The sequence below is a fragment of the Pseudomonas sp. NFACC46-3 genome (genome assembly GCF_900114515.1).
Lineage (GTDB): Bacteria > Pseudomonadota > Gammaproteobacteria > Pseudomonadales > Pseudomonadaceae > Aquipseudomonas > Aquipseudomonas fluorescens_Q.
Window position 1 is genome coordinate 143,037 of record NZ_FOTH01000008.1, and the last position, 24,003, is coordinate 167,039.

A 24,003-nucleotide genomic window follows, 5' to 3' on the forward strand; every position below is an offset into this window, starting at 1 on the left:
CGTCTAAGCCCCACCATCCCCATCCATTGAGATCCGAGCGTTGCCAGTAGAGATTCACATAACCGACATTCAGCCCGTACAGTTGTGCTTTCGACCTAACTGCTCCTCCAAACCGAATCCAGTACGAATGTCGCTGTTGATAAGCTCGCCCAGTGCTTTATCGACGGCTGCCAATGCGCCCTCCATGTAGCCGCCTTGATCGCCACCTACCTCGCTGCCGATCAAATGAAATATATCGCTCCATGGTGAATCGAGCGACAGCGTGAACTCATGCCGTCCGTGCCACCCCAGCGAAACCTGATCCTCGTCTGTCGCAGTAAATGGATCGGTTGCCCAGTCGTGTATGAAGTCCTCAATTGGATTGAGCGCTTCATCGCCAAAGAGACGCTTCAGTTGTTCCCGGCATAACGCCTTCAAATCCGACATATTCATGCTTTGGCGTCGAGCCGCATTCATACTTAGAAAACCGAAGAGTGCTGCCCCGCTTTCATTACAGGCGTCGTGAACTTCACCTAGTGGGCCAACACCGCTGAACGCATCGCCCGAGAGATCGTGCTCACGCCAGAATGGCCTGGCATATCGTGCAACGTATTTAGCGTGTGACGCCATCCATGTCGGCATGCTGTTCATCTGCTGCAATTTTTGCCGAGAGAGGGGCGGCGTAAAATGAATTTTCCCTATTAGCCGAGGAGGTATAGCCAGCCAAATCTGTGAGTAAATCGAAGAGTGAACTCGGCCTTCAGAGAGCGTTAAGCGTATAGCCTGATCGTCGATTTGGATGTCCGTCAGCGCTGCATCGACGTGGACAGATGCTTGTGGCAATGAAGCCGCGAGCGCTTTAACCAAGCGGCCTGTTCCCCCTTCTATACGCATCGAAACGTTGCCCGAGCGATACCCCTCTCTACGAACCAGATCAGTGGCCCAGCGCTCTACCAGCGCATCCCCTTCTTCGTGTTGCTGAAACGTAGGTAAGCCCAACTCCTCGACCAGGCTTTGCATGCGAGGCTGGCAGTCTGGCCAGAACCACGTCGGCCCGAGATCAAAGCCACCCACCTCCGTTGAAAGAATTCTTCCACCAAGTCGACCTTGTGCTTCGAACAGATCGAAGTCTATGCCAAGACCACGAAGGCGATAGGCTGCATAAACACCAGCCAGACCTCCTCCAATGATGGCAATTTTCTGTGTAGTCATGGGTGCCCTCCGGGACGAAAAAAGGGCGCCATCCGGCGCCCAGTTATATCAGTGTTTCTCGAAGGCAGACACGGCATCGAATACCCGCGCGGTGTAAGTCAGTGCCGCCCCAGCATTGAGCGAGATGGCTACGCCCAGCGCTTCAGCAATTTCTTCGCGGGTTGCACCATGCTTGAGCGCAGCCTGGACGTGGGAGGCAATACAGCCGTCACAACGTGTGGTGATTGCCACGGACAAGGCGATCAGCTCATGGATCTTCGGCTCCAGGTGCTTAGCCGGGGCGCTGCCGATGGTGTGGAGGCCACGCATGGTTTCCGGGGCCAGTTTGGCGAACTCACTGACGTTACCCATCAGGCCCGCAAAATACTCATTCCAGTTCATCATGTTGCATCTCTCCCGATTAGTTACGACCGGCAGTCACGCCGCCATCGACTGGCAATACAGTGCCGGTGATCCACGAGGCTTCATCCGAGGCGAGGAACAACATCGCTTGGGCCACATCTGCTGGCTGACCGTTGCGGCCAAGCGGGTGGAAAGCGTTGAAGGTCGGTAAGACTTCCTTGACCTGATCAGCGTCCATGAAGGTCCCGTAGACCGGAGTTTCAACCACTGCGGGCGCCACCGTGTTAATGCGGATGTTGGAGCCGGCCAGCTCAAGCGCCAAGTTGCGAGTCAGGGCGTGGACGCCCGCATTCGCGGCGGAATAGGCAGCCGAGGGCGTCGCGCCGATGGCCTGGATCGCCCACAAAGAACCGGTCTGGACGATTGCGCCGCCGCCGCGCTTCAGCATGGCTTTTGCCGCAGCCTGGGCCATGAAAAACTTGCCTTTGAGGATAATGTCCAGAAACGCGTCATATTCCTCCGGGCTCACCTCAAGAAATGGCTTAGGGTTGAAGATGCCGGCGTTGTTGATGAGGATGTCTACGCCGCCGAAGCTGCTCGCTGCGAGGTCAACCAGTGCTTGCGCGGTGGCAGGCTTGGCGATATCCCCCGCATGAAAGCGGACCTTTTGACCCGAGGCATCAATTTCCTGGGCAACCTGGGCCAGTTTCACAGCATCTCGACCACCGATGACAACACTGGCGCCCGCTTCAACGAGCCGTTTGGTTACTTCCTTACCAATGCCTGAACCACCGCCGGTAACAATCGCAACCTTGTTAGAAAAACTATTCATGCTTTGATCTCCTCAGTGACACTGAGCGCAAGGGGTGAGAAACAACTACGCCTTGGAATTGACCCTGTTTCTGCTATCTTCTGGGTACTAATTCGTTGGCTTGGTGTGCATTCTTCACGGCTGCGCTCACAGCGACAACGCAGAAGATTTTGTTTTAAGAGATAGAAAAACTATCAATGACCACTCCCGCTTATCTAAACGCCCTGCGTGCATTCGAAGCCGCCGCGCGGCACCAAAGCTTCTCCGCAGCCGCCGCCGAACTGAACGTCACGCCAGCCGCCGTGGGGCAACAGGTCCGTAACTTGGAGTCGTGGCTGGGTATTTCCCTGTTCACGCGCGCGAGTAGCGGTACTGCGCGCCTGATGCTCACGGACGTCGCCCGAGTGGCCTTGCCGGATATCAGAGAGGGGTTTGATCGGCTGTCGATTGGTCTCGCCCGGCTAAAGGATGCCAGCGTACATGCCGGGCTTACGGTCACGGTGAGCCCGGCCTTCGCATCCAAGTGGCTACTGCCACGAATCGAGCGCTTTCAGCAGGACCACCCGGATCTGGATGTACTGCTGGACACGAACGCTCGATCCGTGGATTTTCAGGTCGAGCGCATCGATGTCGGAGTGCGATACGGTGCAGGAAAGTGGCCAGGTCTCATCGCCGTGCACTTGATGGATGAGGTGATGTTCCCCGTCTGCGCGCCCGACTTCCCTCTGCTCAAGGACGGCAAGCTGATAGCCGAGGCTTTGGCCGATTGCACGCTGATCCATGATCTATCCATGGCCAACGATCGTGACTATCCCACGTGGCGAATGTGGCTGGACGCCTCTGGTTTTACGCACATCAAGTCTGACCACGGATTGCGGATCAACAACTCGGCTTCAGTCCTGCAAGCCGCGATAGACGGCCAAGGCTTGGCGCTCGCCCGCAGCGTGATGGTGCGCGATGATTTGTCGACGGGCCGCCTGATACGGCCGTTTGCGGACAAAGGGCTGGACTGCCCGTTGACCCAAGCCTATTACGTCGTCTACCGCGCTGAGTGCAGTGAACTACCGAAAATCCAAGCCTTCCGGGACTGGTTGATTGCCGAGGCAGAGCAAGCCGGATCACACGCCTAGATCTGGCGAAGCATCCTTGATCCAGACGCGAGCACCTTGCGTGCCCGCTTTCACCACAAAGTGTTCGCCCTGCGGTAAACGCAACCAACTGAGTGGTTGCAGCAGGAAACCTTCGCCTATCAATTCGCCCTCCAGCACCAGCAACTCCAGTCCTCTGTGATTAGCTCGAGTCTGCTGGGTTCCAGCCGGTATAGCCTCCACCCAGACGCGCTCATGCTCACTCTCGTACAGAAGCTGATTGTTTTGAGTTCCAATACGCAAGACTACCGGGTGCCGGTCTGCGGGATGGAACTGGCGCAAGCGAACAAAGATTGTGCAGCCGCAGCTCGCTCCTGGAGCGTGCCGGCTGCCAGGAGGATTACGTACATAAGTACCTGCGGGATATCGGCCGTGTTCATCTTCAAAGACCCCCTCCAACACCAGGAACTCCTCTCCGCCCGAGTGAACATGCGCGCTGAACGCACTGCCGGGAGCGTACCGCACCATTGAAGTTGCCCGCGCCTGTTCGCCACCGACCCGATACAAAGGGCGCCGATCCACTCCTGCGATCGGGCTATGAATCCATGGCAGCGTAGAGCTATGCACAATTGCCCTTTTTTGGCGGTCGTCGTTAACAAGCTCCTTCATCACAACTCTGCCCTGCCACCATCGACGACTACTTCAGCACCCAGCATGTAGCTTGAAGCATCACTGGCTAAAAAGAGCACCGCCGCCGCAACTTCCTCAGCGCGCCCCATACGGCCGATGGGCGCTTGCGCACCCACTCGCTCGGCATAAGCACGGTACTCCTCTTCACTTTGGTTTGGCTGATGGTGAATCGGGGTTTCGATAGCACCGGGGCTGACCGCGTTGACTCGAATGCGGCGCTCCAACAACTCTGCCGAGAGGGTACGCGCGAAACAGCGGACAGCAGCCTTGGAAGCCGATAACAGCGTCCGGCCCGGAGCACCAACCTGATTGAGCCAGGATGTGGAAAGGATGATAGAGCCGCCCGGGCGCATGATCGGTTCAATGGCTTGTACCGAGAAGAAAACGCCCTTCACGTTGATATCCATAAGCCTGTCGTACTGCTCTTCGGTCGTGCTGGACAGCGGCGTTCCAAACGCGACTCCAGCATTGGCGAAGAAGATGTCCAAGCCGCCGAACTCCTGCTCGACAACCTTCGCCATTTGCCGGAGTTGCTCGCTTGAACTTACATCAGCGACCAACGTGATAACACCTGGGCCAAGCTCTCTGCGCGCCGCCGCCAATTTATCCGCATCGCGGCCGGTGATCGCAACGCGCGCACCGTGAGCCAGAAACACCTTCGCCGTGGCCAGGCCGATGCCTGAGTTACCGCCAGTGATCAACGCTGTTTTACCGGTGAGCATATAAGACTCCTGTTGCGAGCTGGGCTATGTAGGGGGCTGCATTCAGCTCGAATGAAGTCATGGTGTGAAAACAAACGCCGCATCGCGACTGATTAAATCTACGCATCCGACATAGAAAATCTTCGTTGTGGAGAACCCTACTGATCTCCAAAGATTCTATTAGCTCTGAATTGTTGAACTCAATTTCGGCAACTACAGAGCAAGTCAGTAAAGTTTTTCTATTGGTTGGAGCGTTTGCCTGATGACTGCGATAACTGACCCAGACCGCAATGAAACCAGCCGTTCGATCTGGGCATTGCAGGCGATTCTGTGCCTGGTTGCCTTCGCAGCAAATTCGATTTTTTGCCGCCAGGCACTGATGAACGGTCAAATTGACCCCGATTCATTCACGGCGATTCGGTTGCTCAGTGGCGGGGCATTTTTGCTGCTCTTGATCAGGCGTCGTAATCCTCGTCCAAGCATCGGCGGTAGCTGGAGGGGTGGCCTTTCTCTTTTTCTTTACGCCTACCTTTTCTCCATTGCCTATGTTCAGCTAGGTGCAGGCGTGGGCGCCCTGATCCTGTTTGGAGCGGTGCAAATCACGATGTTCATCCTTTCCTGGCAAGAAGGAGAGCAGATTCAGAAAAAAGTGCTGATAGGCATGATAACGGCGTTCTGCGGTCTGCTTGCAATGTTGCTGCCGGGCGCTGATGCGCCGCCTATTGGCAGCGCATTGCTCATGGCGATGTCGGGAGTGGCGTGGGGCATTTACTCGGTGCTCGGCAAAAGGTCCGCCAACCCGCTCGCCGACACCACGGGCAATTTTGCAAGAAGCCTTCCGTTGCTGTTTTTGCTTGGCCCCGGCATGGCTTTCGGAAGTGGTGCTCACATGAGTTCGCCTGGCGTGCTGTACGCGCTGGCTTCAGGTGTATTGGCGTCAGGTTGCGGCTATGCGCTCTGGTACGGCACGGTTAAGCAAATCAGCTCGCAGCAAGCGGCAACCCTTCAATTAAGCGTACCCATCATTGCTGCGCTGGGGGGCGTCTGGCTCTTGAGCGAGCCTATGTCGATCCGCTTGTTGATGGTCTCAGCCGTGGTACTGGGGGGCATCGCGCTGGCTTTGCCGGCGAACCGTCACCACGGCAATTGATCCATACGAACCATCACGCATGGGCAGCCTGCATGAGGCTGTTTATTAGATTTTTCTTGCCAGTATCGGCCGCCAGTAGCCCTTACCGCAGAAACGGATACACACACCCTCCCAAACCGTCTCTATCGCACCCAGAGATCATCGGCTCTTTGAAATCACGCCATCCATATACTGATTCAAATCGCGAAAATCCTTAACACTCCAAGAATGCGGCGGTAGCTTCACACCATTCTCTCGCAAAGTCCTCGGAATCAAATCCCCATTGGGTCGCAGTATTATCGACGACACAATGACACCCGGATAATCACTCAATCGTTTCTTGAAAGCGGACGTTGTAAGGTCAGGCGTAGGAGGATTGCTCTTATGAGCCAACGGCCCTGTCCCCTTGATATCCGCCCCATGACACATGGCACATCTCTGTAGATAGAGATTTTTCCCATTGGCATTATCCGCAAAGGCCAGTGATGTTTGAATGAGCGATAAAAGCCCTAGCGAAGCGATGACTGATATTTTCATTATGCTTTCGGCACATACCAATTTTTATGGGCGCAACTCCCTGCGGGAGCAAACTCATTCCCACAGGTTTTAGATGCCGGGATTGTTGTCCGCTCGCACAATCCGACTAGAACAGATAGCCCATGTAGATCGCCGCGCCACCACCGGCCTGCAGGCCAGCATTCACCCCGGCCATGACCACCGCGCCCTTGGCCGAGCGCGCCAGTTGCCGGTTGACCGTGGTCGAAGCGATGAGCGAGGTTGCCGGGTTGGAGCTCAGGGCCACCGACAGCGCCAGCAACTTGGGATCGAGCCCGAACAGCAGGGCCGTGGCCGAACCGCCGATCCCCAAGCCCACGCCCACTTCGGTATACATGCAAGGGCCGGTGATATCGTCACTGGTCAGGTCGCGGTCGACCAGGGCGTCGCTGACAAACACCTTGCCAGTGCTGGGAAACGCCTCTGCCGCACCGGCCGCAGCCACACCCTTGCCCTTGATCTGGATATTGATCTTGCCGAAACGCGGCAGCCTGGCGCCAAACCCGACACCCACACCGACCCCGCCATAACGGTAGCTGACGTCTTCGCCCTGGGGCGAGCGCAGGATAATCGAGCCACCACTGCCCGCCACCATGACCACGGTCAGGCCACCACCGCTAGCGGTCTGGTACTGCCAGCGACTTTCATTAACCGGGAGTGGGATGTTGTAGCTCATACGTTCAAAGTCCTTTATGTGAATGAACCGCATCGCGACCGCGTTGGCGGGTGGCTTTCAGCAGGCCGACAAGGGTGAACACCAGGCCGATAACACCCAGTACACCGGAAGTGCCCCACAGTGCCGCCGGGGCATCGACGATAGCGCTGGCCGTCGGCTGCTCGGGCAGGTAATGCACCCGCACCGGCTGGTCCTTCTGATAGCCGAAGATAAACCCGCCCTGGGGGTAGGAAATTTTTTCACCACTGACGGTGGTGAAGGCGATCTCGGGATGCGAACCACCGGCATTCAAGTGGCTGACGATGCCATCGGCGGTCTGTGCCCGGGCGAGGAAGTCGCGACGGTCGAGGGTGAGATTGACGGCAATGCCCAGCAAGCCAATGCCGATCAGCGCAAAAAGCAGGCCCAGCAGTATCGTCCCGGTGCGTGACGGGGGGTTGTTAGCCATAGCTTGTCCCGGTATTCGTCCATGAAAGAAGGCGGGGAGGATAACAAAAAGCCTGCTATGTCGTAATGCGGTTCATTCGAGGTTTGTGATCGCCGTGGCGAGGGAATTTCCGCCCTCGCCACGGATGCCCATTAGCCTCTTTTGACCTTGAAGCGTCCCAACACCCGCTGCATCAGGGAAGCTCGCTCTGAAAGGTCCTTGGCCGCCACTGCACACTCTTGCGAATTCGACTGGTTTTTCTGCGTCACTTCATCGATCTGTTCCAAGCCGATGCTGGCCTGCTGCAAGCCGGAAGCCTGCTCGCTGGAGGCCTGGTAGATCAGCGAAACCAGGTTGGAAACCGCGCTGGTTCCACTGACGATGTTCTTCAGTGATTCGGCGGTCCGGCCGGCGATGATCATGCCACGCTGAGTCTTGCTCGATGAATCGGCGATCAGCGCGGCAGTCTGCTGGGCGGCCTCGGCACTGCGGGCGGCCAGGCTACGCACTTCATCGGCGACCACGGCAAAACCGCGCCCAAGCTCACCCGCCCGGGCAGCCTCGATCGCCGCGTTCAAGGCCAGCAGGTTGGTTTGGGCGGCGATGTTGTCGATGGTGGTGATGATCGCAGTGATGTCCTTGCCCGAGTTGTCGATTTCGGCCATGGCGGCTATCAGTTCGCTCATCAATTTGTCGCTTTCCCCGGCATCGGCCCGCGAGGCCTGGGATTGCTCATCGGCCTTCTTGGCGTTGGCGGCATTGTCCCGGGTCTGGGCGGCCATCTGCGTCATCACCGCGCTGATTTCGGTGATGGACGAGGCGGAATTGGAAGCTCCGTCCGAGAGTGACTGACTCAAGTCGGTAACCTGCGCCGAGCTGCCGGTGATCTGGGTGGCGCTGATTTGAACCTCGGAAATCAGCTGGTTCAGGTTGCTGACCATTTTCTCCAATGACTTGCCAAGGGTGTCATGGGGCGAAGACAAGCGGACCTCCAGATCCAGGTCACCTTCGGAAATACGCTCGGCCACCCGCACCTGCCGTTGCAGGCTTTCAGACATGTCGTTGAGGGCCACAGACAACTGCCCGACTTCATCTTCGGATTTCTGCACCAGGCGACGAGAGAAATCCCCCAGGCTGATGGTGGCGGCCAAGGCGGCGGCTTCGCGAATCGGCCCAACGATTTTTGCCGCGGCATACCACAGGGCAGCCAGGGCCAACAACGAAATGACCAACCCTACCGATACCTGCCAGATGCTGTTGTTGAGGCTGCGCGCTTGCAGTTCCTGCTCCAGGGCGATGGCCTGGCTCATGACCACAGCCTTGGGCAGGCGAATCAACACCGCCCAGGGCTTGCCCGTGCGACCGAGCGCAATGGGCATCAGCACTTCGATGTTCTGTGTTTGCGCATTGAGCAGGCCATCACCCCGACCGCCCTGGATATCGCGGAGCACTTTTTCCCATGAGTTCGGCAACAACGCCTTGATCGGCTGGCCAATCAGGTCGGTCCGCTGGCTGTCCGCGACCACCAAGCCCTGGTTACTCAAGATCGAAACCGTGCCTTTGCCGCCGTAGAGATCGGCAGACATCTGCTCGCTGAGTTTCTGGATAAACGCGATATCGAAGTCAGCCCCGACCACACCGTAGAACTTGCCGTTGGATACGATGGGCACCGACAAGGTGGTCAGCCAGACGTTTTTCCCCTGGACCACATAAGGAATGGGGTCGAGCACGCTTTCCTTGAGGGTGTCGCGCGGGCCGCTGTACCAGCCGCCCTTGGGCACACCGTTGGGATGACGGTCCGGGGAGTCATACTCGACCAATGGTTGCACCGCGACGTGGCCATCGGCGCTGCGCGTCCAGTAAGGCGTGAAGCGCCCGGTCAGCGGGTTATTGCCATCCTCTGCATTGCGGAACGCCGGATCCTGCCCGTCCAACGCATTCGGTTCCCAGCAGGAATAGGTGCCGTTGAAGTCCGGGTTATCCTTGAGGACGCTGAGCAGTACGCTGTTGATCTGTTCACGGCCCAACGCCAGGGGGCTTTGCGAGGCCTTGCTGGCGGCAAAGGCATTGGCCATGGTGCGGGCTGCATCCAGCGCATTCTGCAACTTGGCCTGGATGGCGTTGGCCCGGGACTCGGCCAGGTTCTGGATTTCCCGGATCGCTGATTTTTCAACCAGTGCGCTGACCTCGGTCGAAACATATTGCTCGTTGGCCCGGGCGCTGAAGAGCCCGTAGACAATCAGGCTGATGGATGAAACAAACAGGCATACGCCTGCCGTGACACAAATGCGTGCCTGCAATGACTTGAACTTCATATCATTCCCCGCCTGATTCTATTTATGGCCAACGTCAAAAGACGGCAGCATCTAACGTATGCACGACACGGCATGACAATCGATTACGGCTGCTACGCCGTCCCCGAGGCAAACACCTTGGAAGAACTTGGCGATACAGCTCTTTATAAGAATTTCAATATGGCAGGTGGGGGGCGCAACCCCTGTCCGCCCGCAGCGCAGAAGAGGTCATCAAACCAAGAATCGAAGGCCTTATGTCCGGGACAATAAGGGCGATAGCTGGAAAGAATGTGAAAACCTGCTTTTTCAGTCACCACAGGGGTCACCCTTGAATAATGCTGCAGATTCCCTTCCAACCATTAACCACAACAGCAAATTAACACGACCAACCTTTATACAAATACCCACTTAAGGCTTATACAAACCAATACTTTAGTCGCAACAGCAACGTACTCATCAAGTACAAGATTCACAGCGTTTCAAGTTTGGACTCACTCCTTGCACGGCACTGGCCACCACCGCGCAAAAGGGAGGGCTCAGGCAAGATATGGGCGCCGGGCTACACTCCATGCGCGCCCAGCAAGGCACAACGCTCGAACGCCTTCTTCCGCATAGATAGGGAGATTCTCATGCACCGTCTCGCAAACCACGGATATACGAAGAGACCCGCCCCCGCCATTTGTGCAGTGCTGCCAGCCACTGGCGACATTGAACGGCACCTCCCTGGCTGAGCATTCCCTCGGCTACCTCAAGTCCGGGAACGATGATTCGCTCCGGGACTTCGCAACCCGACACTTGAAAAGACTTCCCGATCAATGCATCGGCGTAGCAGGCACCGGCGCGCCGGACTCTTGGGAGCGCAGCCGTACCCATGCACTGCGCTCACTCACCTCCGAAAACAACCGCAAGGCGTCCACCCAATGTCGTGAAAAGGAGATCCACATGAACAACCTGAGCGATATAACGCTGGCAACATCCACCAACCCCAGCGCCTTCCTCACGGTCCCGCTCGGCGATCCGGTCCAGGCTGACAACGGCAACATTCCACCCAACACGCGGATGCTGCCCGGCCAGTGGGCGGCAGCGGCCGACAACAGTTACGTGTTGCTGCTGCAGCCTGACGGCAACCTGGTGCTGTACCAGGTCGTCACAGGCCCCGTGGCGGCCAACAGCTCGTTCACCGGTAGCGCGATCTGGGCCACAGGCACCAACAATGGCGCCTACTTCGATGTCCAGACCGATGGCAACCTGGTCCTGGGTACCAGCGACGGCAACGTGGCATGGTCACCCTACACCAACGGCATCGACCCACAGGAACTGCTCGTCCAGACCGACGGCAACCTCGTGCTGTACAACACCCTCAACCAAGCCTGCTGGGCCTCAAGCAGCAATCACTATCAGGTTTGGCCGCCGACTCGCTGGGTCAATGTACAAAGCCACCTCGTTGCACCCGAGAAAGGCGTGCCCTTTGTACTCACCGCCAGTTCAGACGGCGTGACGCTGAGCCCTTTCGTGGCCGGTTCGCCCAACCAGATCTGGCAAGTCACCGCCGATGGACGGCTGCTCAGTGGCCTGCTCGCCGGGTTGGTGCTGGGTCAGGATACCGACAGCAGTACGCCAATCAACACCACACAGAGCGTACCCGTCCCGGTCGAGCAAACCTGGCTGTGGAGAACGGGACTCGGCCCCACGGCCATCCAGAACAGCGCTTCGAATCAGTATCTGAGTGTCGATATCACGGGGGGCTCGGTTCAGATGCAAGACACCGACACCTCGAGCCAATGGTACTTCATGCCTACCACGCCCCTGGACAGCATCATGGCCTTGCCGGCGTCCGACCCGGCCTTCCCGGCCTTTACGCCTGACCAACAGGCTGTCTATGACTGGATCAACAACAAACTGGCGGCCATGAACAATCAGCCCCATTTGATCCTGCGCGAGCAGTACACCAACGGCGCCAGCACCCTGGACAATTACCGGCAAGACATGCTCGGCCTGGACTACAGCGCGTTCCCACCGCAAGTCTGGCACCCCGTAGTGGACCAGTTGAAGTTGGAGCTCAGCGCGGCGAGCGCCGTCAACAGCCTGTTCGCCTGCTACACCAGTTTCCACACCCTGCTGTTCGAGGACCAGGGGGCGTTGCTCTCCGAACTTGGGCTGGATGCCGGGTTCGAGGACGGTGACTCGACCAATATCGGCGGCATCATCCTGGCGGTGCTCTCGGGCGTCATCTACACGGTGCTCTCGGCTGAAACGATGGAAGGCGACATCAATTATTTCGCCGTCGCGGCCAACGTTCTCCAGAGCGGTATCAATGTGGCGGTCGCGGCCCAGACCTCGAACGTTTCTCCCAGCCTGTTCCAGGTAGCCTATGCCGACCTGTGGGGACAATTGAGCGCTACCTTCGAAGGATTGCTGGACACGTTCGACACCATGGAAACCACGATACTGACCGACTGGGCCAAGCTGAAAATCACCTATACGCTGATCGCTTCCACTGCGCCCGACGGATTGTTCTGGAACTCCGGTGAAACTGGAAATATGGTGAAAGCCGCCAAGCAGGGCTACGTGCTGTCGGTGATGCAAATGCTGCTGCCGACCAAATTCCAGATCTATCAATACCTGGACGTCAATAACAACCCCATCGACGGTGTGCCCGCCTATGCGCAGTACATCACACCCGCGATCGACGGGACCTACTTCAAATACTGGATCGCCGATTCGACGGATTGGTCAATCTATCCGCAAGAAATCGCGCTCACCCAAGTCTGGGACAACGGCGGCTCGAAGGACGACTTTTTTAACAACAGGAACGGTTGGGCATTCGCCATGACGCGGCCCTACACCTACAGCGGCAACGCCGCCAATTACCTGGTAATCGCGCTTACCAACCTGAGCCCGAACACGCTGGTGGCCACGGTGTTCAATCCGTCCCCCACCTCCGCTGGGCCGTCCCCACAAACCCTGTATCCCTACGAGACCGTGTTGATCGAGGCCGAAGCAGCATTTCCTGGTGGCGTAGCGCTCACGCTCTCGATCTTCGACCCTTCCCGTGGCAACTACTTCGACGAGCCAATCGCCTCGTTCGATGCCTTTCAGGATTACTCTGGGTTTGCGGCCGGTAATGTGCGCACCGCCAACGCCACGACGGCGGGCGATTATCAACTGTCGACTCCACTGTGCAACTCGGGCGGGTACAAGCAATACCCCGGCGCCATCCAGGCCAGTATCTACCGTCCTTGAAGGGTGAATCGCAGGCATAAGGAGCGGGAATTGCGCTAGAAGAAAAAGCCGTGTTGACAGGCGGGCTTGCTCCGAAGGCGCTGGGTCGGTTTGCAATGATGTTGGATGTGCCGACGCCTTCGCGAGCAAGCTCGCGTTGGCGTCGGCTCAGCTACATGGACCTTCGCGCCTCAAGCCTTTCGAGTCCTCGGCAAGAAAATCGCCAACACCCCGAACAGCGGCAGGAACGAGCACAACCAGTACACATACTCGATGCCGCGGATGTCCGCCAGGTGCCCCAGCAGCGCGGCGCCAATCCCGCCGAAACCGAACATCAGCCCGAAGAACACGCCGGCGATCATCCCGACGTTGCCCGGTACCAGCTCCTGGGCATACACCACGATGGCCGAGAACGCCGAGGCCAGGATGAAGCCGATGACCACGCTGAGGATGCTGGTCCACAACAGGTCAACGTGAGGCAGGATCAGGGTGAACGGTGCCACGCCGAGGATCGAGAACCAGATCACCGCCTTGCGCCCGATCCGGTCGCCAATCGGTCCGCCGAAGAACGTCCCCGCCGCCACTGCCCCGAGAAACAGGAACAGGTGCAATTGCGAAGAGGCCACCGACAAGTCGAACTTCTCGATCAGGTAGAACGTGAAGTAGCTGGTGAAACTGGCCATGTAGAAATACTTGGAAAACACCAACAGCCCCAATACCACCAGCGCACTCAAGACCCGGCCTTTGGATAAGCCATGCGTGGCCGCTTGGCCTTGCTTGAGCTTGAACAAGTTCAGGTGGTTGGCGTACCAGCGGCTGATGCGGTACAGCACGAACAGCGCTAACAGGGCGAACAAGCCGAACCAGGCCACATTGCCTTGCCCATAGGGAATGATGATCGCCGCCGCCAGCAGCGGGCCGAACGCTGAGCCGGCGTTACCGCCCACCTGGAACGTCGATTGCGCCAGCCCATAACGGCCGCCCGAGGCCAATCGCGCCACCCGCGACGCTTCCGGGTGAAAGGTCGACGAGCCAATGCCGATCAATCCCGCCGCCAACAGGATCAAGGCAAAACTGCCGACCATGGACATCATCACAATGCCGATCAACGTGCATACCGTCCCGGCCGGCAGCAGCCAGGGCTTGGGGTGCCGGTCAGTGTGATAGCCGACCCAAGGCTGCAACAAAGAGGCGGTCAACTGGAACGTCAGCGTGATCAAGCCAACCTGAGTGAACGTCAGGCCATAGCTGTCCTTGAGCATTGGATAAATCGAGGGCAGCACGGCCTGGATCAAGTCGTTGATCAGATGCGCCAGCGCCACGGCGCCGATGATCCGCATGACCAACGGGCTGCTTTGCGCAGTGGTGGCAACGAGTGGGGTCTCGGCCTGGGTATTGCTGATAGCCATGGGAGTTTCCATACGACAGAGGGTGCACACGGGCAAGGCGTCAATGTGCCATTTTTCGGTGCAGCAAGGCTATCCCCTTAGCTAGCTATCGACCTCGAAAAATTGTCGAAATCCAAGGTGATAGCCCAACGCCATGGTCTGAATCTTGCCTTGTTAACGGTCTACAACACGGCTCCTTACAAAGGAGACCGAGAATGGGAAGTTTCGCTACAGAGCTGGCCTACCGAGCCGATTTGGACAAACTTTCGAGGCCTTTTAAAAGAGCACCTGTTTCGACACTTGTGTAGAAAACGCACAAAAATAGTGCAAGGGTGTTCAGGGGAGTATGGGCATGCAGGCTTTTTTATCACCTGGAATCAGGTTGTTGGGGCATTTCGGCTTCGCCCGCAAATTCCAATTGCTGTTCCTGCTTTTTATCCTGCCGCTCATGGGCAGCCTATGGCTTATCGGCCAGGACTATCGCGACAAACTCAGCCTGATTTCCGGGGAACGCGCCGGGGTGCGCCAATTGCTGGCCCTGGATAACCTGGACAACCTGCTCACCGCGCAGCGCAACCGCGCAGCCCGCTGGCGTGCCACCGAAACCAATCGGCAGCCGACACCCGCGACGCTGGCCGCCATGGCAGCGTATGACGCAGTGCAACCGGCCCTTACCCAGGCCGCCAGTGACCTGGGCAACGCCCTGCAAACCGAAGGCGCCGAAGCCGATACCCTCGCCCGCTATCAAGCCCTGCAAACCAGCCTCAACGGTCTGGATTCGAAAAGCCTGGGCAGCGTGGGCTGGTGGCCGGATGGCTACGACCGCTTCACCGCCGCCCTCAGCGCCCTGCAAGCCTTGCGCGAACAGATGGTCATGGACAACCGCCTGACCCTCGCCTCCTGGCTGGAAACGTATTTGCTGACTCAGATTTCCACCCAACAGACGCCGGACCTGATCGAACGGGTCGGTCGCCTGGCCAGCGTTGGACAAGCCTCCGTGGTATCAGGCCAGTTCACGTTGCAGAGTCGCCTGCAACTGCGGGACCTGCGCAGCCGTATCGGCGACGCCCGGGACCAGTTGGTCAAGACCGGGGCGCTGCTGGAAACCCGCCTGCCCAGCGATCTGCAAACCTGGGCCGGACAATACCAGGGCAGCCTCAAGCACTTGGATGCTGGCCTGAAAGTGTTGGATGACGGCGTGTTCGGCGGTTCCATCAATCTCAAGCCCGAAGACTTCGAAAAACACATGGACGCCCTCCTCGCCGACCTGGCGACCCTGCGGCAACAGTCACTGGTGGCACTGGATACGCGGCTGGACCACTACCACGGTTCGGCGATTCGCCAGTTCACCCTGGTGGCGACGGTACTGGGCTGCCTGCTGCTGGCGGCGCTGTATCTTTTTGTTTGCCTGCAAGCGTCGATCCGGCGCAGCGCCAGCGGCATTACCCTGCTGGCCGAAGCCCTGCGCGACGGCAATCTCAGCCTGCAAGTGCCGGTGCAAGGGCGCGATGAACTGGCGGCCATCAGCACCGCTCTCAACGTCGCCGTGGTGCAATTGCGCAACAGCCTGCTGGGGGTCGACCACGAAACGTTGCAGTTGAGCAACGCTGTACGCACCCTCAATACCCATTCCAGCGGCGCCCTGGGCGAAGTCGAGGCCCAGCAGATGCAGATCAGCCAGATCGCTGCCGCCGCGACACAACTGGCCGCCACCTCCCAGGGCGTGGCAAAGAGTTGTGAACAGGCCTCCGATAGCGCCCAGCAGACCCGCCGCATCGCCACCGACAGCAGCCACGACAGCCAACGCACCACAGCCAGTATCCAGCAGCTCAACCAGCGCCTCAACGAAACCGCCGCCGCACTGGGACGGGTCAGCGAGCAGGGGCAACAGATCCAACTGGTGGTCGATACCATTCGCGGCGTGGCCGAGCAGACCAACCTTTTGGCCCTCAATGCCGCCATCGAAGCCGCTCGCGCCGGGGAACAGGGCCGTGGTTTCGCAGTGGTGGCCGACGAGGTGCGCAGCCTGTCGCAACGCACCCAATCCTCCACACAACAGATTGCCGCCACCGTCGACAGCCTGCGCGCCACGGTCAACGAAGCCGTCAGCCTGATGGAAGCCGCCTGCGGCCAGGCCCAGACCGACGCCCAAGCCGTCACCGGTCTTGGCGAACGGCTGGGAGAAATTGCCAGCGCGGTGCAAAGCGTCACCGATACCCTGGCGCAAATCGCCACCGCCGTGGATGAGCAAGCCAGCACCGCCGACGAGGTCAGCGGCAATATCCAGCAGGTCGACCAGGCAGCAATGCGTTTGCTTGAAGGCGCAAGGGCCGTGAACCTGGCGGCGGATACCCTGAGCCAGGGAAGCCGGGCTCTGAGTGCCAACACAGGGAGATTTCAGCTCGGTTGATAGCGATTTGCTGCGAGGATTGTTAAGCGGTTGAAAGCGCAGAGAAATATTTCAGATTTACGCTTGACACATCTTCGTTACCGGCGAATAATGCGCGCCACTTGGCTACATAGCTCAGTTGGTTAGAGCATAGCATTCATAATGCTGGGGTCCGGGGTTCAAGTCCCTGTGTAGCCACCAAGTCCTGTTCAACGATGTTTTCGAACGTCTTTGAACAACAAGAAGCCCGCCTAGTGCGGGCTTTCTTGTATCTGGAAATCCATTCCGCTCTACGCGCATCCTTCACATCCTGTATGCCCCCCATGTCTGCCTCAGTAGAAGCATACATGGATGAAGCGCAGCGATATCAAACGCCGTCCCCTCTCCGATAGCCGCCAAGAAAGCTAGGAAAGCTGCGGAGATAGAAGCCACAAACGAACCCCTTGAGGCCTTGGCTCGTAAATGGCATTCCTCTCGCTTGGGCGGCTGGGATCTCGACACAGCGAAGAGGATTCTCGGAGCCTTGGAACGTCACGTGTTCCCTTCTCTAGGAAAACATTGATGAGGGACGTCTAAACGCCCCATGTCGCAGTGGCGAAGCTCATAGAAAGCCTTACGCCTTGAAAAAATCACAACACTGGAGATAATGATAAGAATTATCATTCAGTACACTCCAATGACCCACATTGCGCTCGCTTCTTCCAGTGCTCGGCAGACGGTTCTGCACAGTCTTTTTGGCGACCATCATGGTTGGTTGCTGAGTCGCCTGCGGGCGCGGCTTGGTTGTACTCATGATGCCGCTGACATGGCTGCCGAAGTGTTCGTTCAGGTTGTCGCTTTACCTGAGCCGCAGGCGATACGCGAACCTCGGGCGTTGCTTACGACCATTGCCAAGCGATTGATGTACGACAGTTGGCGACGGCGCGATCTGGAGCGTGCTTATCTGGAAGCGTTAGCGTTGCAACCTCAAATGTTTGAGCCCTCTCCCGAAGTACGTGCTTTGGCGATTGAAGCGCTCCTTGAAATCGATGCCTTGCTCGCCGGTCTTTCTGCGCGAGCCCGTACTGCATTTCTGTGCAGTCAGGTGGACGGAATGAAGTACGCCGACATTGCCGAGTTGATCGGGGTCTCGACCATTCGAGTACGTCAATACGTGGCCAAGGGTTTGAAACTGTGCTGCCAGAATCTGATGCGCAAATGAAGCACACACGCTCCGCAGTCGATGAAGCTATCGAGTGGACGGCCTGTATGCGCTCAGGCGAAGTCATGGCCGACGAACAAAAGGCGTTTGACGCCTGGTTTGCCAACCCGACGAATGCGCAGGCATGGGAGAAAGTTCAGGTCCATTTGGAGGCAACCTTCCCACCCCTCTTGCGTGGCTCGGACTCACAGGTACGCCGGGTGCTGCAAACCCCTGATCTGCAGCGACGTCGCTTGCTTCGTGGGGCGCTGGTGTTCGGCGGTGTCGGCATCGGTGCAACACTGATTGGCCGGCAGAGTACGCTGTTCTCTACTATCGGAGCCGATTTGCGGACCGCTACGGCCCAACGGGGTGATTTCAATCTGTCGGATGGCAGCAAATTGCGGTTGGATGCACGCAGCGCGGTGGATATCAATTTTACTGATAGCGAGCGCAGCCTGCTGCTGCGTGCCGGAAAGCTGATCATTGAGGTCAGTGACGACCCTCGGCCTTTCGTAGTGCAAACGTCCCACGGATTTGCACGCGGCGCTGGCGCTCGGTTCATGGTTTCGCTGCAGGGCGATTCGACCCATGTATGGGGCATGCGGTCCAGCCTCTGCATCGGTCGCCTCAACGATCGTTGTTCAGCACTCCAAAGCGGCGAAGGTGCCCGACTCGACTCGAAAGGCATCACGCCACTGGCGGCTAATCGTAAAGGTGAGAGCAGTTGGGAGAGCGGCAAACTAAGTGTGGATGACTGGGCGCTTGGGGAAGTGATCGAGGCATTGCAGCCTTACCGACGCGGGGTGATCCGCATCAGTACGGCAGCGGCCCGGCTTCGTGTTTCCGGCCTGTTCTCCTTGGATAACAGTGAGCGTGCACTGAACTCGCTGGAGCAGATTCTGCCCGTACGCATCGAGCAGTACCTGGGGTTCTGGACCCAGATCGAACTGCTCGGCTAAGTTTTTTTCATCTGCCCTGTATCGCTTTTTCAGTCTCGTTGGACATAGGCATTAACCGCTAATAAAAGCGCAGCCGCCAACACGGAGTTACCTATGTCCAATCGTTTTAACACTACGCGCAGGCTAACGTCTGTGTGCTTTTCTGTATTGCTGGCTCAAGGATACGCTTCGACCAGCTTTGCGGAGTCGGCTTCGACGCAAAGCCAATCGCTACAAAACTTCGACTTGCCAGCCGACTCCCTGGTGGCAACCCTCGACCGCATAGCCCGCCAAAGCGGTCACGAAATCGTGTATGTGCCGAATCTCGTTGCCGGGCTACGTGCTCCGGCCATCAAGGGAACAATGAATGCCGAGCGAGCGGCACAAATCGCGATTGAAGGCAGCGGATTGTCAGTACGCACGACCTCGGATGGAACCTTGACGCTGGACGCCCTCGGCAGCATGACGCTACCGGCACAGTCGATCGTCGGAATGCAGACCGAAGCACCCACCGTGTCGGTGGGTACCAAAGTCCCGTTGCGTCTTCGAGAGGTGCCGCAGACGATCAACGTGATTGGCCAGGAGCGTATTCAGAAGCAAAATCTCTATACCCTCGAAGATGCTCTGGGCAAGGTCGGTGGTGTAACCGTGCAGCGAATCGACGCCAGCCGTCTAAGTTTTTTCTCCCGGGGTTTCGAAATGACCTCGCTGCAATTGGACGGTACGCCGACCACCATGGACAACAGGGTGTTCCTGTCACCCGACCTGACCATGTATGACCGCGTCGAGGTACTCAAGGGCCCGTCTGGCAGCCTGACCGGTGCAGGCGGCCCCGGCGGTAGCATCAACCTGATACGCAAGCGACCGTTGGCCGAGGCAGCTGCTTCGGCGGAAATCAGCGCCGGTTCCTGGGACGACTATCGGGGCATGGTTGACGTCACCGGCCCGTTGACCGAGAGCGGTAATGTGCGGGGACGCCTGGTGCTCAGCGAGCACGACGAAGGTTACTACTACGACAGTGGCGGCAAGCGAGAGTCGAATCAAGTCTATGGCATTGTCGATATAGACCTGACGCCAGACACAGTCTGGACAATCGGTGCGAGCAATCAGAACACCGACATCCGTGGCGCCCAACGCTCCCTACCGGCCTATCGTTACACTAATTCAGCCGGTGAAGCCGCGATGTCACTGCCGAATGCATCGCGCAAGAACTTTTACGGTGAAGACTGGAACCGCGACTACTTCTGGAGTACCGCAGTTTTCACCGAACTCGAGCATCAGTTGGGCGATGGCTGGAAGACCAGGTTGTCGCTGCGGCACGCCGATAACAATTACGATTTGACACAGGCTTACGCACGTAATGGCGGCGGCATCGACCCTGCGGACAACTTGGTGTCAATGAACTCGATCATGTTCGATTACCGCGAGAAACAGGACGAGGCTGACGTATATGTCGATGGTCCGTTCAACTTCCTCGGGCGTGAACATACAGTGCTGGTGGGCGCCAACTATTCGCGCTCCGAGTTCGCCTCCAACGGCGGCTACTTTTCAAATTTCCTAGGGGACGTTGATCTCGTTAACCCGCAGCCCGACTTTGCCTACCCGGCCTTTCCTGATTCGGACAAGTTGCCGACCAGTGTTGCCAACACCCGCGCAAAAGCGCTTTACAGCAACATGCGCTTGAGCCTTTCCGACCCTCTGACGCTGGTACTCGGCGGGCGCGTGACCTGGCTTGAGATGCACCGCAGTCAGCACCAACCCGAGGCCGGCTCACCGTCGGAAAAAAGCGGCGATAGTGTGTCGCAGAAGTTCACTCCGTTCTACGGGCTGATCTACGACCTCAATGATAACTACTCGGTGTATGCCAACTATTCCGGCGTATTCCAGCCACAGGCTGTCAGCAATCTGGACATCAACAACAACATCATAAAGCCGCTGGAAGGCAAGCAACATGAACTGGGTATCAAGGGCGAATTCCTCGATGGCGCACTGAACGCCTCGTTGGCAGCGTTCCAGATCGAAGAAGAGAATCGCGCAATTCCGGATATGAACGATCCGAATGCACGGGCCGTGGTTGCCAGCGGCAAGGCTCGGACCCGTGGGTTCGAGGCTGAGCTGAGTGGACAGATGACTCCCGACTGGTTCCTCAGCGCGAACTTTACCCATACCTACAAACGCTATAACAGCCCCAACGAGCAGTTGCAGACCTACCTGCCGAAAAACATGTTGCGGGTGTGGAGCCTGTACAAACTGCCCGGCGAGTTGGAGAAGTGGAGTGTCCAGGGTGGCGTCAGCGTTGTCAGCGAGACCTATAATAAGCTGGATGTCCCTGGCATCGGCATGAACGGCACCAAACTCCGCCAGGGTGGATACGCTCTGTACGATGCGGGCATTGGCTACCAGATCACGCAAAACTTCTCCGCTGATCTGCTCGGCACCAACCTGACCGACAAGAAGTACTTTCAGCGGATCAACACTTTCCAGGACGGGAATATCTTCGGTGACCCCCGTGCCGTGTCCATGACACTGCGCGCCAAGTTCTGATTACGATTGCCTGTCACTCACCCGGCATACTTCGGTATGCCGTTTTTTATCGGCTACACGCTCTGCGATCCGGGAGTTGGGGTGAGACAAACAGCGTCAAAACAACCAAGGAAAAACCTAGGCCCACAGCGTACCGCGTGGCTGGTGCTGGTGTTGCTGCTCAGTTACCTATCGTGCTGGGCGCTGAACGGCTTTTTGGCGTTGTGCCTAGTGCATTGGCGTGTGCAGCCCAGTGAAGCGGTGCTAACCAGTTCGATCACCAGTTTCTTGCTCTTTCCATGGCTGGTGTTGTGGTTGTTCAGTGCGCCACATGCAACGCGCAACGGCTTGCTGGTGGTGAGTGCACTGCTGGCGATGTGGGCAAACACCCGCTATCTGGCGGGAGGCGCCTGATGTTCACGAGTGTTCGGCAGGCGTTGCTGTGGATGCATCGATTTGTCGGCATCGGTTTTTCCGGGCTGCTGCTGATCGCATTTTTCATGGGTAGCCTGGCGGTTTATGACCGTGAGCTGGATAGTTGGATGCTGCCGCACATTCGCCTGGCACCAATTGACACGCCCTTGTCACTGGATCACCGGGTGGTCCCCCACATAGCCGGCTTGACGCAGGGCAAACCGCTGATGCAGTGGTACGTGGAGCTGCCCGATGAGCGCCGGCCAGTGGTGCGATTTCAAGCCTGGACCAAGGACCGTCAGGGCTTCAGTCGTTTTCTGGCGCCGGCCGGGGACCGCGCGCTGCCCGAAGCCGGAAGCCTCGGCGGCGACTTTTTCTACCGAATGCATTACACCCTCAATATCAACTTCTGGAACATCGGTGCGCGCCTGCTGGGCCTTGCCGCCATGCTGGGCATAATCGCGTTGATTGCCGGCGTTTGTATCCATGCGCGCCTGTTTCAGGATCTGTTTACATTGCGAGCCGATAAGTCGCCCAGGCGGCTGTTGGACATGCACAACCTGACCGGTGTGTTTACCCTGCCTTTTCAAGTGGTCATCCTGTTGTCGGGAGTGCTGATCCTGTTCCCGCTGTATCTCCCTGCCGGCATCCTGGCGGTGTACCTGGACCAGCCCGGTAAGTTCGGTCAAGAGGCGGACGCAGCCTACAGTCGCCCGGCATCGGGCATACCGGGGTCATTGGCCTCGCTGGACCGGATGATGGCGCAAGCCCGATTGCACTGGGGCGATGGCGAGCCGGCGTTTGTCCGGGTCTGGCACCCCGGGGATGCCAATGCCTACGTCGAGATCAGTCGCTCCTTGGCTGACCGCATGAGCCAGGATGGGCAAACCCTGTACTTCGATGGCGCCAGCGCAAGGCTGCTACATGAGTCCCGATTGCCGGCCGCCGCCGCGAGCTTCAAGTTTCTGGCCGGATTGCATGTGGCGCATTTTCAGCAGCAGTGGTTGCGCGCCTTGTATTTTTTTGCCGGTTTGAGTGGTTGCGTGATGCTCGGCAGTGGCCTGTTGTACTGGCTGGAAAAGCGCCGCCTGCAGCACGCTGCCGGGCAATGGGGCGTGGTGTCGATGACACTGCTCAGCAGCGCGCTGATCACTGGAATGCCACTGGCCACCCTGGCCATGCTAGTGGTCAATCGATGGCTGCCGATCGACCTGGTTGACCGGGCCCAGTGGGAAACCACAGCATTTTACTGGGTCTGGGTGCTGGCGGCTGTGCATGCCCTGTTGGTTATCTTGCGCTCGGCGCAATCACGGGCGCCATGGGCCGCGCACCTTTTGCTGATCAGCGCGTTGGCGCTACTGGCTGTGCTCTCCAATGCTTGGAGTACGGGCGATCATCTCTGGCGGGCAATGAACCACAAGCTATCGGCGGTGGCGGGGGTGGATCTGGCGTTGATGATCATCGCGTTGCTCGCGGGAATCATGGGTAGGCGCTTGCTCCGTCACAAGCGCTCGGCAAGGTGACAAATGGCTTATTGGTTATCGAGCATCGCTGCGGTCTGCTTAATGGTATTGGGGCTCTGCGCATTGGCGCTAAGTCAAATCACTCACTTGCGCAGGGTTACGCTTCAACGGCAGTTACTCGGAACACGCGTGTTACGTTGCGGCGCAACGCTGTTGCTCGCATCAAGTCTACTGATGAGCCTGTCAAGCCAAGGGTTTGTCATGGGAGCGGTAATCTGGACTCTGTCTATCGCTCCCTCAGGTATTGGCGTGACGATCATTCTCTGTTGGTACAAGCATGAGAGAAAAAAGTAGTCAAAAGGCGGCAGCTTGTAATGCCTGCATGTATGCCTGAGTAAAATTAAAAGCACTAAACTATTTAGATACAGTGCGTTTAGGAATCTTGTTCAAATGACTGTGTACACCAAGTACTAAAAAAGGGGCTGCTGCGCAGCCCAGCGGGAGCAAGCTCCCTCGCCACGGTGCAGCTGGGCAAGCCGGAAATCAAGGCGACCAGCCTCGTGTTGATTTGCGCCCCAC

The 24,003-nt window shown here is 58.0% G+C and carries 20 protein-coding genes, 1 tRNA gene and 2 pseudogenes; 12 read left to right on the plus strand and 11 right to left on the minus strand.

Translation table 11 applies throughout. The features are described 5' to 3' along the window. Window positions 1–69 precede the first annotated feature (69 nt). Genes BM300_RS11495 through BM300_RS11505 form a run of 3 tightly spaced genes read right to left on the minus strand, consistent with a single transcriptional unit; the run spans window position 70 to window position 2,365 of the window. The gene (locus BM300_RS11495; protein ID WP_092223787.1) at window positions 70–1,191 is read right to left on the minus strand and encodes a flavin monoamine oxidase family protein; all 1,122 of its coding nucleotides are present in this window, start codon (window positions 1,189–1,191) and stop codon (window positions 70–72) included. Between the two features lie 48 nt (window positions 1,192–1,239). Continuing rightward, entirely contained in the window at window positions 1,240–1,575 is a 336-nt protein-coding gene (locus BM300_RS11500; RefSeq protein WP_092149605.1) for a carboxymuconolactone decarboxylase family protein, read from the minus strand. 16 nt (window positions 1,576–1,591) lie between these two features. Then, window positions 1,592–2,365 carry an SDR family NAD(P)-dependent oxidoreductase gene (locus tag BM300_RS11505; RefSeq protein ID WP_092149608.1) on the minus strand — a complete coding sequence of 258 codons (774 nt, stop codon included), beginning with the start codon at window positions 2,363–2,365 and terminating at the stop codon, window positions 1,592–1,594. A gap of 176 nt (window positions 2,366–2,541) precedes the next feature. Between BM300_RS11505 and gcvA the strand changes: the two genes are divergently transcribed. After that, window positions 2,542–3,474 (plus strand): transcriptional regulator GcvA, encoded by a 933-nt coding sequence (gene gcvA, locus BM300_RS11510; protein WP_063324380.1) that lies wholly within the window; start codon window positions 2,542–2,544, stop codon window positions 3,472–3,474. Here gcvA and BM300_RS11515 read toward each other — a convergent pair. Then, window positions 3,463–4,101, minus strand: coding sequence for a cupin domain-containing protein (locus BM300_RS11515; protein WP_092149611.1), 639 nt, complete (start codon window positions 4,099–4,101; stop codon window positions 3,463–3,465). The two genes, gcvA and BM300_RS11515, sit on opposite strands and share 12 nt — an antisense overlap. Next, entirely contained in the window at window positions 4,101–4,844 is a 744-nt protein-coding gene (locus BM300_RS11520) for an SDR family oxidoreductase (protein ID WP_092149614.1), read from the minus strand. Before BM300_RS11520 ends, BM300_RS11515 begins: the two co-directional genes overlap by 1 nt. A gap of 238 nt (window positions 4,845–5,082) precedes the next feature. Here BM300_RS11520 and BM300_RS11525 point away from each other — a divergent pair, with 238 nt between their 5' ends. Then, window positions 5,083–5,973, plus strand: coding sequence for a DMT family transporter (locus BM300_RS11525; protein ID WP_371914658.1), 891 nt, complete (start codon window positions 5,083–5,085; stop codon window positions 5,971–5,973). 138 nt (window positions 5,974–6,111) lie between these two features. On the opposite strand, the gene BM300_RS11530 is transcribed toward BM300_RS11525, so the two are convergent. From BM300_RS11530 to BM300_RS31690, 5 genes and pseudogenes are all read right to left on the minus strand, one after another. Next, entirely contained in the window at window positions 6,112–6,489 is a 378-nt protein-coding gene (locus BM300_RS11530; protein WP_092462904.1) for a c-type cytochrome, read from the minus strand. A gap of 106 nt (window positions 6,490–6,595) precedes the next feature. Continuing rightward, window positions 6,596–7,183, minus strand: a complete 588-nt coding sequence (locus BM300_RS11535) for a hypothetical protein (protein WP_014340199.1) — start codon at window positions 7,181–7,183, stop codon at window positions 6,596–6,598. Between the two features lie 4 nt (window positions 7,184–7,187). Beyond that, entirely contained in the window at window positions 7,188–7,631 is a 444-nt protein-coding gene (locus BM300_RS11540) for a DUF3592 domain-containing protein (protein WP_170862043.1), read from the minus strand. A gap of 131 nt (window positions 7,632–7,762) precedes the next feature. Further along, entirely contained in the window at window positions 7,763–8,668 is a 906-nt protein-coding gene (locus BM300_RS31685) for a methyl-accepting chemotaxis protein (protein ID WP_371856169.1), read from the minus strand. Continuing rightward, window positions 8,663–9,925: pseudogene (locus tag BM300_RS31690) on the minus strand (HAMP domain-containing protein); the annotation flags it as partial. The gene BM300_RS31685 and the pseudogene BM300_RS31690, both read right to left, overlap by 6 nt. Before the next feature lie 921 nt (window positions 9,926–10,846). Between BM300_RS31690 and BM300_RS11550 the strand changes: the two are divergent. Continuing rightward, on the plus strand, window positions 10,847–13,147 hold the full coding sequence (locus tag BM300_RS11550; protein WP_092346078.1) for a calcium up-regulated protein: 2,301 nt from the start codon (window positions 10,847–10,849) through the stop codon (window positions 13,145–13,147). A gap of 170 nt (window positions 13,148–13,317) precedes the next feature. Here BM300_RS11550 and BM300_RS11555 read toward each other — a convergent pair whose 3' ends face one another. Further along, window positions 13,318–14,535, minus strand: coding sequence for an MFS transporter (locus tag BM300_RS11555; protein ID WP_092462907.1), 1,218 nt, complete (start codon window positions 14,533–14,535; stop codon window positions 13,318–13,320). Window positions 14,536–14,866: 331 nt separating this feature from the next. Here BM300_RS11555 and BM300_RS11560 point away from each other — a divergent pair, with 331 nt between their 5' ends. From BM300_RS11560 to BM300_RS31700, 9 genes and pseudogenes are all read left to right on the plus strand, one after another. Beyond that, window positions 14,867–16,924 carry a methyl-accepting chemotaxis protein gene (locus BM300_RS11560; RefSeq protein ID WP_063324372.1) on the plus strand — a complete coding sequence of 686 codons (2,058 nt, stop codon included), beginning with the start codon at window positions 14,867–14,869 and terminating at the stop codon, window positions 16,922–16,924. Between the two features lie 103 nt (window positions 16,925–17,027). Next, a tRNA-Met gene (locus tag BM300_RS11565) sits at window positions 17,028–17,104 on the plus strand. Window positions 17,105–17,285: 181 nt separating this feature from the next. Beyond that, a pseudogene (locus tag BM300_RS31695) lies at window positions 17,286–17,459 on the plus strand (integrase); the annotation flags it as partial. A 120-nt stretch (window positions 17,460–17,579) separates the two neighbouring features. Continuing rightward, complete coding sequence (locus BM300_RS11575) at window positions 17,580–18,104, plus strand: sigma-70 family RNA polymerase sigma factor (protein WP_092149682.1); 525 nt, start codon at window positions 17,580–17,582, stop codon at window positions 18,102–18,104. Next, window positions 18,101–19,045: a FecR domain-containing protein gene (locus BM300_RS11580; protein WP_092149638.1), complete on the plus strand. Its 945-nt coding sequence runs from the start codon at window positions 18,101–18,103 to the stop codon at window positions 19,043–19,045. The genes BM300_RS11575 and BM300_RS11580 overlap by 4 nt, the downstream gene beginning before the upstream one ends. A gap of 93 nt (window positions 19,046–19,138) precedes the next feature. Continuing rightward, the gene (locus tag BM300_RS11585) at window positions 19,139–21,568 is read left to right on the plus strand and encodes a TonB-dependent siderophore receptor (protein ID WP_092462909.1); all 2,430 of its coding nucleotides are present in this window, start codon (window positions 19,139–19,141) and stop codon (window positions 21,566–21,568) included. 36 nt (window positions 21,569–21,604) lie between these two features. After that, window positions 21,605–21,961, plus strand: coding sequence for a hypothetical protein (locus BM300_RS11590; RefSeq protein WP_256572681.1), 357 nt, complete (start codon window positions 21,605–21,607; stop codon window positions 21,959–21,961). Beyond that, complete coding sequence (locus BM300_RS11595; protein WP_092346082.1) at window positions 21,961–23,484, plus strand: PepSY-associated TM helix domain-containing protein; 1,524 nt, start codon at window positions 21,961–21,963, stop codon at window positions 23,482–23,484. The genes BM300_RS11590 and BM300_RS11595 overlap by 1 nt, the downstream gene beginning before the upstream one ends. Before the next feature lie 3 nt (window positions 23,485–23,487). Continuing rightward, window positions 23,488–23,778: a DUF3325 family protein gene (locus tag BM300_RS31700; protein ID WP_092346084.1), complete on the plus strand. Its 291-nt coding sequence runs from the start codon at window positions 23,488–23,490 to the stop codon at window positions 23,776–23,778. Window positions 23,779–24,003 lie beyond the last annotated feature (225 nt).